11 protein-coding genes are annotated in these 12,317 nt (G+C 71.6%); 9 read left to right on the forward strand and 2 right to left on the reverse strand.

Annotated elements, in window-relative coordinates; all coding sequences use genetic code 11:
* The 8 genes from ACTWQN_RS34350 to ACTWQN_RS34385 form a co-directional block, all read left to right on the forward strand.
* Positions 1 to 1,559, forward strand: a 1,559-nt coding sequence (locus ACTWQN_RS34350) for a SaeA-related protein (RefSeq protein WP_443207826.1), incomplete at its 5' end; no start/stop codon positions are given.
* Complete coding sequence (locus ACTWQN_RS34355) at positions 1,559 to 2,749, forward strand: TRAFAC clade GTPase domain-containing protein (RefSeq protein ID WP_443207827.1); 1,191 nt, start codon at positions 1,559 to 1,561, stop codon at positions 2,747 to 2,749. The genes ACTWQN_RS34350 and ACTWQN_RS34355, both read left to right, overlap by 1 nt.
* Entirely contained in the window at positions 2,746 to 5,151 is a 2,406-nt protein-coding gene (locus tag ACTWQN_RS34360) for a GTPase-associated protein 1-related protein (RefSeq protein WP_443207828.1), read from the forward strand. Before ACTWQN_RS34355 ends, ACTWQN_RS34360 begins: the two co-directional genes overlap by 4 nt.
* Positions 5,151 to 6,734, forward strand: a complete 1,584-nt coding sequence (locus ACTWQN_RS34365) for a TRAFAC clade GTPase domain-containing protein (RefSeq protein WP_443207829.1) — start codon at positions 5,151 to 5,153, stop codon at positions 6,732 to 6,734. The genes ACTWQN_RS34360 and ACTWQN_RS34365 overlap by 1 nt, the downstream gene beginning before the upstream one ends.
* The gene (locus ACTWQN_RS34370; RefSeq protein ID WP_443207830.1) at positions 6,731 to 6,871 is read left to right on the forward strand and encodes a hypothetical protein; all 141 of its coding nucleotides are present in this window, start codon (positions 6,731 to 6,733) and stop codon (positions 6,869 to 6,871) included. Before ACTWQN_RS34365 ends, ACTWQN_RS34370 begins: the two co-directional genes overlap by 4 nt.
* Entirely contained in the window at positions 6,864 to 8,426 is a 1,563-nt protein-coding gene (locus ACTWQN_RS34375; protein ID WP_443207831.1) for an Hsp70 family protein, read from the forward strand. The genes ACTWQN_RS34370 and ACTWQN_RS34375 overlap by 8 nt, the downstream gene beginning before the upstream one ends.
* Positions 8,427 to 8,438: 12 nt before the next feature.
* On the forward strand, positions 8,439 to 9,059 hold the full coding sequence (locus tag ACTWQN_RS34380; RefSeq protein ID WP_443207832.1) for a VWA domain-containing protein: 621 nt from the start codon (positions 8,439 to 8,441) through the stop codon (positions 9,057 to 9,059).
* A gap of 237 nt (positions 9,060 to 9,296) precedes the next feature.
* Positions 9,297 to 9,911, forward strand: coding sequence for an Rv1733c family protein (locus ACTWQN_RS34385; protein WP_443207833.1), 615 nt, complete (start codon positions 9,297 to 9,299; stop codon positions 9,909 to 9,911).
* Between the two features lie 159 nt (positions 9,912 to 10,070).
* Here the strand turns inward: ACTWQN_RS34385 and ACTWQN_RS34390 are convergent, their stop codons facing one another.
* Both ACTWQN_RS34390 and ACTWQN_RS34395 read right to left on the reverse strand, forming a co-directional pair.
* Positions 10,071 to 10,739 carry an RES family NAD+ phosphorylase gene (locus ACTWQN_RS34390; RefSeq protein WP_443207834.1) on the reverse strand — a complete coding sequence of 223 codons (669 nt, stop codon included), beginning with the start codon at positions 10,737 to 10,739 and terminating at the stop codon, positions 10,071 to 10,073.
* A gap of 2 nt (positions 10,740 to 10,741) precedes the next feature.
* A complete protein-coding gene (locus tag ACTWQN_RS34395; RefSeq protein ID WP_443207835.1) occupies positions 10,742 to 11,380 on the reverse strand; it encodes a hypothetical protein in 639 nt (212 codons plus the stop codon).
* Between the two features lie 140 nt (positions 11,381 to 11,520).
* On the opposite strand from ACTWQN_RS34395, the gene ACTWQN_RS34400 reads away from it, so the two are divergent.
* A complete protein-coding gene (locus ACTWQN_RS34400) occupies positions 11,521 to 12,306 on the forward strand; it encodes a serine hydrolase (RefSeq protein WP_443207836.1) in 786 nt (261 codons plus the stop codon).
* The last annotated feature ends 11 nt before the right edge of the window (positions 12,307 to 12,317 follow it).

The raw sequence follows: 12,317 nt of genomic DNA on the forward strand, positions 1-12,317 counted from the left end.
TCCGCCGACTCCGCGAGAACGGGGCACCGGCCAGCGCGCTGCTGCGGGTGCTCGGCCGAACCGGGCTGGACGCGGCCGAAGCCCGGCTGGCCGTGGTGAGCGTGCTCAGCGAAGCCGGTGCCACCGCCCCGGCGGTCACCGGCCTGCCGAAGGTCACCGAACTGCTTGCCGCGGGGGAACTGATCGCGGCCCAACAGGCCCTGGCCGCGATCACCGACGCCGAGGAAGCGGCAGCCGGGAAAGCGGCCGTTGACCGGCATGCGGCGCGGGTGCGCGAACTGCGCGAGGCCGCGCACCGCGCGCTGCGCGGCGGGGCCGACGGCGAAGCCCGGCGGCAGCTGGGCGAAGCCGCCCGGCTGGCCGTCGACGACGAGGCGATAGCGGCGGAGCTGCGGCGGATCCCGCTCAGCCCGGTCGACGCCGTGACGGCGCAGCCGGCAGGCCTCGGCGTGCGGGTGTCGTGGCGGGCGCAGCCCGACCACGGCGACGGCACCCGGTACCGGGTGGTGCGCCGACCCGGGCGGACGCCCGCCGACGCCGACGACGGCGATGTGGTCGCCGAAGGCGGGGACACGGCGGTGCTGGACAGCGGCGCGGCTGCCGGAAGCGCCGTCGGGTACGCGGTTTTCGCCGCCGGGGCGGGCGGTGCCTGGTCGCGGCCGGTCGGTGCGACGACCGAGGTGCTGCCGCCGGTGCACGGCGTGCGGCTGGCGGTGCGCGGCGGCGCGATCGAGGGGAGCTGGGAGATCCACCGGGACGCCGTCGGGGTGGACGTCCTGCGGCGCCGCGACGGCGAATCCACCGAAGTCGCCGTGCCGACCACCGGTGGCACCTCGTTCCGGGACTCCGCGGTGGACGTCGACGGCGACTGCACCTATCTGCTGACCGCGCGCTACCGCCGCCCGGACGGCACCGAGGTCGCGGCCGAAGCCGTGCCGGTGCGGCACACCTCGCGGGTCGTGGCGACGCTGCCGCCGGTCACCTCGCTCGACGGGCGGCGCTTCGGCGGCGAGCTGGTGCTGTCCTGGGTGTGGCCCGATGAGGTCCGGATGGCCGAGGTGTCCTGGACGAACCCGTCGGCAGGTGCGGAAACCGGGCGGCTGCGGCTGACCCGCCAGCAGTACCAGGCCGACGGCGGCTGTCGGCTCGACGTCGGGCCGGGCGCGGTGCGCGTGCAGGTGGCGGCGATCGCGACCGCCGACGGCGGCGAAAGCCGGTCCCTGCCGGGCGAGCTGGAAGTCCCCGGTGCGCTGCCGCAGGTCAGCTACCAGGTCGAACGGCAGAACCGGCTGTTCGGCGCGAGCACCGCGCGCATCGTGCTCACCGCCGACCAGCCGGTGCCGGACTGCACGGTGCTGGTGGTCGTCGCGCCCGGCCGCGTCATGCCGCTCGAACCCGGCGACGGGCAGATCGTGCACCGCGATGTCCACGAACTGGGCGGGCCGCTGGAGCTCACCGTCGAGCTGCCCCGGCGAAAACCGTTCTGGCTGCGATGTTTCGTGCAGACCACCGGTGTCCAGTTGATCGACCCACCGATCTCGCAGCTGAAGGTGTCCTGATGCCCAAGGTCGCTTGCCCGTACTGCTACCACCGGTTCCCCACCAGCGGCCTGCGGTTCCAGTGCACCGGTCGGCCCGCGCCCGGCCGGGACAGGTGCCGCAAGGCCGTCGATCCGGAGCGGCAGCGGCTCACCGGGTTCGCCACCGCCTCCTGGCCGACGTTCGCGCCGCCGTCCTCGCGGCTGGGCCGCACCCCGCGCAAGGCACCCTGCCCGGACTGCGGCACGGTCAGCGGCATCCGCGCCTGCCCGGTCTGCCACACCCCGCTGCCGGCCAACTTCGCGGACAGCCACAGCCCGCTGATCGGCGTGGTGGGCGGCAAGAACGCCGGGAAAACCGTTTACACCACGGTGCTGGTGCACGAGCTGCGGCACAACATCCGGCGCCGCTTCGACGCCGACATCTCCTTCGCCGGGGAGCAGGCCGGGGTCGGCACCGCGCAGTGGCTGGAGCGCTACGAGCAGGCGCTGTTCGGCGACCGAGCGCTGTTCGAGTCCACCGCGAGCTCCGCGGACGGCATCCGGATTCCGCTGGTCATGCAGTGGCGCCAGCCGCGCATCCAGCTCGGCCGGGAGGTGCACAACACCACCACCCTGTCGTTCTACGACGCCGCCGGTGAGGACATGACGACCCAGGAGTTCGTCAACAGCCAGGCCTACCTGACCGCGGCCGACGGGTTGATCGTGCTGCTCGACCCGTTCCAGCTGCCCGGCGCGGCGGACCGGGTCGCGGTGCCGGACGCCAGCCGCCGCGACACCGAACCGCCGATCAACGTGCTCACCCGGGTCACCGAACTGCTGCGCGCCAGCGTCGGGCTCAGCGACCGCAAGAAGGTCGCCATCCCGATCGCCGTGGTGTTCTCCAAGATCGACGCGTTCTTCGCGATGCTCGGCGACAACCACCCGCTGCTGCGCCCACCGCCCACCGGCCCGCAGTACGACGAGGCCAGCGGGCAGGACACCGACGAACACCTGCGAGCGCTGCTGGCCGAACTCGGCGCCGACGACATCGACGGGCACCTGCGCGCGCACTACCAGACGTTCCGCTACTTCGCGGTGTCCTCGCTCGGGGCGGAGCCGGACTACGGGCGCAAGCAGATCGATCCGGCCGGGGTGCGGCCGTTCCGCGTTGACGAACCACTGCTGTGGCTGCTCAGCCACTTCAGGATCATCGAACGGAGCCGGGTATGAGCGCGCGGGAGTTCCATTCCCTGTACTACACCGATTGCCGTCCGGGGCAGGGGTTGCGGGGTGGCGCGGGGTTCCAGTTCCAGGCGGTCTCGCCGGGCACCACGGACGAGATGATGAGCGCGGTGCAGCGCTCGGCGCTCTACGAGGCCCCGGTGGACTGGATGCGCGAGAAGCGCCCGGTTTCGCAGTACCCGCCGTCGCTGGTCCACGTGCACGACGGGGTTTTTGCGACGGCGCGCGGGATCTACCTCGGGGCGGAGGCCGGTGGGGTCCGGGAGGGCAACCAGTTCACCCACGCGCTGGTCACCACCGATCCGCAGTTGTACGGCCCGATCCGGCCCGCGCAGCTGTGGGATGCGCCGTGGTGGGTCGAGCAGCCCGCGGCGAGCACCGAGTGCGCGGCGGTGTCGGCCGAGCCGGAAGCGGGCCCGTTCGGCGTCGCGGCCGTGCGGGAATGGGTGCTCGGCCAGCCGGATGGCGAATCCTGGCTGCTCGCGGTGCATTCCGCGGTCGACCGGGTGCACGACGAGGCCGCGCCGCGCGTGGTGTTCGTCAGCGAGGACGCGGCGATCGCGGTGCGCTGGATCGCGGCCGCGACGCTGTTGCTGCCGCAGGAACGGGCACTCCGGGTGGGTTTCCGGGTGTTCGCCACCAATCCGCAGTACAGCCGCCACGAGGTGCTGGCGGTGCATCCGGACTGGGCCGGGTCGCTGGCCGACCCGGACCGCAACCCCGACTCCGTGGTGTTCAACCTGGTCAGCGGCAAGCACCGGGAGGTCGAGCCGACCGACGCGGCACGGCACTGGGTCCCGCGCTTCCTCAGCGCCGACCCCTACGACGTGGTCGACGCGATCGAGCTGGTGCACCAGTTCGCCCGGAATCGGGATGCGCGGCGCCCGGTGCGGGCGGATCGGCTGGCCGCCGGGGTGCTGATGCTCGACGAGGCCGTGACCGGGCCGGATCATGCGATGGCGCTGGCCGAATGGCTCGCCGCCCCGCCCCCGGTGTCCACCACGGACGTGGTCGAACCGGTGCTGGCGGCGGTGCTGGCCAGCTCTCCCGGCCTGCCGGTGCTGGCGAAACTAGCCGAGGCGGACACCGAGCAAGCCGGTCGGATCCGGATCACGTTGCTGCGCGCGGAGATCGACGAGATCGTGCGCGGCACCCCGGCCGATGCGCGCGCCCCGCTGCCGCCACGGCAGTGGAGCCCGGACGAAGCAGAGGAAGCCTGCATCGTGGTCGAGGCGGCGGCCGGTGCCGTCGCCCCCGAACGGATGGATCTGCTGCTGCGCACCGCGACCAGGTTCGGCGTGCAGCCGAGGGTGGGCCGATTCGCCGAGGCAGCGGGGCGGTTCGTCGAATGGTGGGCGCAACACCCGCACGCCGGGGCCGATCCGGCGCGCTGGACGTGCGGTCCGGAAATGCTCGACCTGCTGCGCGACGTGCTGGCCCGCCGGTTGGCCGGACCGCACGCGGCCGAGGTCGTGGATGCGATCAACGCCCGCTGGTGGCGGCTGCTCAGCTCGACGATCAGCGATCCCTTCATGCCGCTGGACGCGGCGGTCGCCGCCGCGGCGGTGGCCGCCGGTGACCCGGCAGTCCGGCAGCGGACCATCGCCGCGTTCCGCGAACACCTGCGCGCACCCGACCAGCCCGGGGTCGGCGAAGCCGTGTGGGAGGCGCTGTTCCGGACCGCCGCGCCCACCATGCCGGAGCTGACGGATTTCGTCACGGTGCTGCCGTCCACCGCGCTGTCGGAATCGTTGGCGCAGCGCGCCTTCACCGCGCTGGAGAAGTCCAAGGTGTCCGCGCGATACCTGGACGTGCTGCGGGTGTTGGGGCACCACATCGGCGACCGGAAGAACCTGCACAAGCTGTGGGAGGACGACGGCCGACTGCGGTCCTGGCTGGGCGGTTTCACCCGCAGGGGAGCCGAAGCCGGTGCCGAGGTGTTGAAAGACGTCTCCGAATCGGTGTTCACCGCCCGCGCCGACGAGATCATCGCGGTGCTGCTGCGCACCGCCCCGCAAACCGCGCTGGCCGCGGCCGTGCAGGGCGGGAACCAGTTGCAGCAGATGCTGGTGCACGAGCTGCCCGCGGTGTGGAACGACGAGCAGGCCCCGCCCGAACGACAGGACCAGGCGGTGGTGCTGGCGTTCCTGACGGGCTGGCAGGACACCGCCTCGGAGCAGGTGCGCACGGCCTTCGACAAGGCGTTGGAACGCTGGGCGGGCAAGCACGACCAGTCCGACTTCCGGCGGATCAGCAAGCTGCTGCGCGGCGTCGACGCCGACTACGCCGCCGCCTGGCACGAGTGGTTGAAGGAGTACTCCCAGCAGAAGCCGAAACCGACCCGCGCCCGAGAAGTCGCGCGGCGGTTGTTCGGCAGACGGGAGAAGTGATGCCCTACCTCGTCGCGGGCGCCCTGCTGCTGTGCTTCGGCATCTGGTTGGCCATCGTGGTGATCACCATCGTCGCCTGGTTGTTCCCGTTCCTCATGATGTTCGGCAGCGGCTGGGCGTTCGTGGCGGCGTGCCTGGTGCTGGCCGGTCGCGGGTCCCCGGCGGCGGTGCTGGTGACGCCCAACGACGTGGCGGGCGGCACGGCGGGCCTGCGCGAGCAGCGCGGCCCGTTCGCGCGCGACTGGGCCTGGCCGAGCTACCTCGCCGCCCAGTGGCGCCGCGACCTGCTCGGGGCCTGGCGCACCGGCTTGGGCTTCATCGTGCGCGGCTGGCGGTGGGGCCTCAACTACGGCTACGCCAGCAGGTTCCGCTGGGTGAGCATCGGCCTGACCGTGCTGGTTTGGTCCGGTGTCTCGCTGGGCGCGATGTTGGGCGCCGTGCAGGTGGTGGTCCTCGGCGCGATCGCGCTGGGCCTCGGCTGGCTCGGCTGGGGCGTGTTGGTCGGGTGCCTGCGCGGGTACGACCACGTGGTGCGGCGGCTGCGGAAGGCCAGCGGGAGCTGCCCGGTCTGCTACCACGTGATGGCCGTCCCGGCCTACCGGTGCAGCGGGTGCCAGGTGGTGCACCACGACATCCGGCCCGGTGTGCTGGGTGCGATGTCGCGGATCTGCGGGTGCGGGGCGAAGTTGCCGACGACCGTGCTGCGGGCGTCGCGGCGGCTGGAGGCGCTGTGCCAGCGGTGCGACCTGCCGCTGCGCGGCGACTCGGGCGCGGTGACCGACATCCGGGTGCCGGTGTTCGGCCCCGTGTCGGCGGGCAAGACCCGGCTCGTGCACGCGGGTCTGGTCGCGTTGCGGGACCGGGCAGCCGCCGAAGGGGTCGTGCTGGACTTCGTCGACGACGCCAGCAGGCAGGCGTTCGCGCACGGCGAGCAGCTGATCACCAGCGGCGGTGACACCGCGAAGACCCCGGCCGGGCAGCCGCCCCCGGCGATCACGGCCCGGTTCACCCGCGGTGGTTCGGCGAAGGCCCGGGGTCAGGCGCTGGTGCACCTCTTCGACGCGGCAGGCGAGTACTACTCGGATCGGGACGACAACAGCGAGCTGGAATTCCTCGACCACGCGGGCGGATTGGTGTTCGTGGTCGACCCGTTCGCCATCGGCTGGGTGCGCGACCAGCTCGGCGGGTCGCTGGAATCCCTCCTCGCACAAGCACATCCGGCCAGCGGCGATCCCGATCAGGTCTACCAGGTGACGGCGCGGCGGCTGCGCGACTACGGCGTGCAGACCAACCGGCGGGCCCTGGCGATCACGGTGGTCAAGGCGGACCTGCTGACCGATCTGCCGTGGGCGGCCGACCTGTGCGCCGGGGCGGTGCGCGACTGGCTGGAAACCGCGGGCCTGGACAACCTCGTGCGGGGCGCCGAGCGGGACTTCGGCGAGGTGCGCTACTTCGTGGTCTCGTCGGTCACCGGAATCCGGCCCGGCCAACGCCTCACCCCGGCCGCGCCGTTCCGGTGGCTGCTGGGCCGCGGCGGATTCGCGTTGGGACGCGACGAGAAGCAGACCACGGAGCGAGTATGAGCATTCGTCCGCCCGCCAACTACCGGGTGTCCCGCTGGCTGCTGCTGGCGTTCTTCGCGCTCGCCATGCTGGCCAGCATCCTGGTGTTCGCGACGAGCTGCACGGACATCCTGATCGGGGTGCTGGGCGATGGGTGACGATCTGGTGCTCGGCATCGACCTCGGCACCACCTACTCCGCAGTGGCCACTGTGGACGATTCCACTGTAGACGGCAGCGCTGTGGACGACAGCGCTGTGGAGGTGGTCCGCAACCGGCTCGGCGAGCTGACCACGCCGTCGGTGGTGCACTTCGCGTCCGCCGACACCGCCGTGGTCGGCGCGGCGGCCCGGGACAGCCTGGATCCGGACAACACCGTCGCGCTGGTCAAACGCCAGATGGGCACCGAGTTCGAGATGCTGTTCCACGGCGTGCGGCACACCCCGGAGTCGGTGTCGGCGCTGATCCTGCGCAGCCTCGTCGACGACGCCACCGCCCGGTGCGGTCCACATCGGAGGGTCCGCGCGGTGATCACCGTCCCGGCCTACTTCGGGATCCGGGAACGCGAAGCCACGCTGCAAGCCGCGCGGCTGGCCGGGATCGACGTGCTGGAGGTGCTCAGCGAACCGGTCGCCGCCGCCCTGCACTACGCGGCTCAGGCCACCTCCGGGGCGGCGCCCCAGACCACCTCCCGCGCGGCGCTCGTCTACGACCTCGGTGGCGGCACCTTCGACACGACCGTGCTGCGGATGGCGGCCGACGGGGTGCAGGTGGTGGCCACCGACGGTGACAGCCGACTGGGCGGAGCCGACTGGAACGAGCGCATCGCCGAACACCTGGCGGCGGCGTTCGCCCGCGAGCACCCCGCCGCCGATCCGGACGACGAGGCGTTCCGCCAACAGCTCCAGGACGTCACCGAGCAGCTCAAACGCCAGCTGAGCACGGTCACCGGCCGAAAGGTGACGCTGCGCTGCGGCGCCGACGTGGCGAGCTTCGACGTCGACCGGGCGACGCTGGACGAACTCGGCGCCGACCTGGTGGACCGCAGCCTGCGGATCGTCGACCGGGTGCTGGCCGCCACCGCGGCGAAGGGCGTGCCCCGCATCGACGAAGTGCTGCTGGTCGGCGGCGCCACCAAAGTCCCGACGATTCGTGCTGCGCTGCAAGCACATCTCGACCTCGTCCCGAAGATCGTCGACCCCGATCTGGCGGTCGTCTCCGGCGCCGCCGTGCGCGCGCACCGGCTCGCCGCGTCGACCGGGACCGCCCGGACGACGGCCGCGGTGGTGCCGCGCAGCTTCGGCGTGCTGGTCGAGGACAGCCGCGACGAGGGCCTGCGCAGCTTCGTCGAGCACCTCGTGCACCGCAACGATCCGCTGCCCGCCGCGGCGACGGCCCGCTTCGCCACCATCCTGAACCGGCAGCGCTCGGTCCGGATCCAGGTGTTCGAGCAGTCCGGGGACGTGCCCTCGGCCGAGGTCGCGCACAACCGGCGGGTGCTGGACGGCGAGTTCGCCGGTCTGCCGCCGCTGCCCGCCGGATCGGTGATCGAACTGACGTTGCGGGTCAGCGCGGACGGCCTGCTCGCGGTGACCGCGCGCGAGCCGCTCAGCGGCGCGGCGCTGGACCTGGAGGCCTATGTGGACGGTGTGGTCGACGGCGCGGCGGTCGAGCAGCTCGCCGAGACCATCGCCGGACTCACCGTGCGCTGCTGAACGGGGGATCGAATGAGTTCGTGGATTCGCCGGGACTTCGACGGGATCGGCCTGACGCAGTCCCCGCCCGGCGCGTACCTGCCGAAGTTGCAGCAGCGGTACGCCGGACACGTCCTGTTGTGCATCGATGTGAGCTATTCGATGGCGGGACAACGCCTGGCGCAGGCCATCGCCGGTGGCGAGCGGTTCCTCGCCGAGGCGGCGGCCGCGCACTACGAGAGCGGGCTGATCCTCTGGTCCGGTGCGGTGCAGCGGTACGTGCCGCCGGAGACCCCGCTCGACGAGGTGGTTGCCGCGCTGCGGGCGGCGCGGACCGACGGCAGCGGCACCAGGCTCTCGAACGCGCTCGTGCTGGGCATCGACGTGCTGCCGAACTATCCGGGCGACCGCGTGCTGTGCATCTTCAGCGACGGCGCGTTGGCGGACCACGCGCGATCTCGTGACCTGGCGCGGAAGGCCTGCGCGCTGGGGATCCGCATCATCGTCCGCGGTCTCGGGGCCCGGTCGGCCGCCTCGCTCGCCGATCTCGCCTGCCCCGGCGTGCCGGACGACAACCAGCAGATCGACGATGCGGCGGATGTCGCATCGGGCATCGCGTCGATGGCCACCGGCCTCTCGATCCGCCGCAGCTAACCGCGCACGACGATCTGCGCGCGCCAGTTGTTCCGGTCCGTGCGAATACGGCGTGTTAATAACGACAATCGACTACACCGATGGTGTATGACTGGTCACGTTGCGATAACGATACGGTGGCGGCGGAGGATAATCAGGTCGGAAGCTGCCGCGCACAACCGTCGGGGGCACAACCGGACGGCGGTCGGTCGCGGCATCGAACGATCCTGGAAATCTGGGCACCGTCTGGAGGTCGGCATGGTCGCGGCGCTGAAAGCGCACGCAGCGTGGTTGGTCAACGCACTGGCTGTGAACCGGAACCCGTTGCGCAGGCCGATCGATCGGCTGGCGGCCTGCATCACGCTGCTGCTGTTGATGGTGGCGTTGATCGCGGTCCCGGCATCCGGTCTGTTCGGCTCGGCACTGCACACCGACCTCACGCAGCGAGCAGCGGTATCGGCGGCGATCACCCATCCGGTGAATGCGGTGCTGCTCACCACTCCCGCGGTGAACACACCGCTCTCGGAGGCCTACACCCAGGACACCATCAGCTCGACCGCGGTCGTCGAGTGGCGCACCGGGCTGGAGCAGCAGCCGCACACCGCGACCATCCAGGTCCCGGCGGGCAGCAGGGTGGGCGACAACCTGGCGGTGTGGGTGGACCAGGCGGGCAACCGAGTTCCGCCGCCGCCCAGCGCGAGTTCGATCACCACGTCGGCGATCTTCGCCGCGCTGCTCGTGCTGCTGACGGTCGAACTCGCCTGCATCGGCCTGATCGCCGGAACCCAACACCTCGCCCGCCTGGTGTCCATGCGTGCCTGGGAACGCGAATGGGCCTTCCTCCAACACGGCGGCACCTGGTCCCAACGCTGACTGACCTGTCCCCGGTGGCGAATCTGACGATTTCGCGCGAAATCGCCACCCGCACCCCATGGGATACGGCGATTTCGCGCGAAATCGCCCGCCCTACCCGTGGCGGTGCGAGTCGAGTCCCACACCGCAAGCGGCCACGCGCCGCTTGTAAAACAGACGCTAGCGCTGCTCCACCTGGGGGGCCACTGCCGCGCGGTAGGGCCGGAGCATCCTGTTCAGCCAGGCTTCGCCGATCGCGGTGTCCAGGTCGATCTGCATCTCCGGTTCGTCGCCGTCCAAGCCCGCCTCGCCGCAGCGGTCGCCGAAGAGCACCAGCGCCGATTTCCCGGTATCCCGCTTCGACAGCCAGATCAACCCGTCCGCCCAGTCCGCCTGCGTCCGGATCCAGGCCGCCCACCGCTGCGTCTTGGGGTAGGCGTCCGGGCCTTCGGCGTTGATCAGCCAGGAATCCTGTCCGACGGCGGCGAGGTCCGGGCCCGTCAGCAGGCTCACCAGGTTCAGGTCCCGGGCGGTGCGCACCGCGCTGAACCGCCGCCCGGCGATCTGCGCCCGGCGGATCAGCCGTTGCCCGTCAACACCGAACCCGAGGTTGCGCAGCAGCGTCTCCGCCAACGCCGTCTGCATCTCCAACCCGGCGTAGTAGCTGGCGAACGGATCCGCCTCGGTCCCGTCGAACCGGCCACCCGACGAGCCGGTGCCCAGCTGCGCGGGTTTGAACTCGGCCGCATGCCGCTTGCGTTCGTGCACCCGGTACAGCGTGGTGTCCGCGGGCAGCACGTAGCGGTTCGGGGTGGCGTCGAACTGCGGCGGCGAGCTGGCCTCCGGCATGCTCACACCTCCGCCGAGTCGGCGCGGGCGGCTTCGACCAGCACCGCGTCGTCGACGCGGCCGATCAGTTCGGCGGGCACCCCGCCCAACCAGTCGTTCGGCCCCAGCCACCAGTCCGCCGCACCCCAGGGGTCCTCGGCGGCGTGCAGCTGTCGGTTCACGGCGCGCACCAGCTCGCGCGGCGCACCGGCGGCGTCGAACTGGAACGCCGGGAAGCGGTCGGGTCCGGTGTCCGATGGCAGCCGGATCAGGTCCGGATCGGCCGGGTCGCCATCGGCCGCCTCGACCTGCTGCGCGTCCAACGAATCCGCGGCGCGCAACCGGTCCAGGTCGGCGCTCGGCGCGGAACCGGTCAGCCGGTCGCGCAGGTCGGTGCTCACCCGCTGCCAGTCCACCTCCGGGCGCCGCAACCGCGACTCGGGTTCGGCCAGCGCGCGCCGGACCGGGTGCGTCACCGGCAGCACGTCAGCGAGCAGCGATGCGATGTCCTCGGCGATCAGCGCGGAGGTCTCCGAATCCGGGGCGTCCTGCAGTTCGGCGACCAGCGCGACCAACCTGGTGAACGTCTCGGGATCGAGCTGGTCGGCCACTTCGTCCCACTCGGCCGTGAGTGCGTCCAACATCCGCTGTTGCCCCAACACCGACCTCCCGAACTAGTGGGCCGTGATCCTGGTTTCCCGCGTGTGCGGCCGAAATCAGCGACCTGCACTGCTAGAGGTTTGTAGCAGAACCATGACATGATCAAGGTGTCGCACCGATAACGCGTCGCGAGGCTGGCACCATGACCCAGCAACAGAACGAGTGGCCGCGTGGACGGCGTTCCCGGCGCGGGACCCGTTGGCTCGCGACCGTCACCGTGCTGCTCGCGGTCTTGGCCACCGTTTTCGTGCTGGTCCGCAGGTCCGACGGCAGCGAGCCCGGCGCGGTGGTCTTCGACCGGGTGGAGAACGAGACGCTGCACGCCGAGAACGCCGACCGGCAGTTCCGGTCGGCTTCCCTGGTCAAACTGCTGATCGGGATCGACCTGGTGGATCGCGGCGCGGTTACCCCGGCGCGGCCCAGCCCGAGGCTGACCAGGATGCTCGCCACCAGTGACGACGAGATCGCCAACCAGCTGTGGATCTCCGGCGGTGGACAGCAGATCGTCACCCGCGTCGCGGCCGCGGTTGGGCTGTCGGACACCGAACCGCCCGACGATCCGGGCCGCTGGGGTGACACGTTGATCACCGCCGACGACATGGTCAAGTTGTACCAGCACATCCTGGCGATGCCGACGGCGGAGCGCGCGCTGCTGCTCGACCCGCTGCGCGACGCCGCCCGCACCGCCACCGACGGAACCGACCAGTACTTCGGCATCCCCGATGCGCTGTCCGACCAGCCGTGGGCGATCAAACAGGGCTGGGCCGACGGGCGCGGCGGCGTCGACGCGCACACCAGCGGCCTGGTCGGCGGCGACGACCGATACATCGTCGTGGTGCTCACGCATCATCCGGAGGGTTTTTCGCTGCCGACCGCGCAACGCCGCGTCACCGCCGAGGTGGCGGAACTGGCCGAACTCCTGGACTGAGCCGAGATCGA

The sequence above is a fragment of the Saccharopolyspora antiqui genome, assembly GCF_052246905.1.
Taxonomy (GTDB): Bacteria; Actinomycetota; Actinomycetes; order Mycobacteriales; family Pseudonocardiaceae; genus Saccharopolyspora.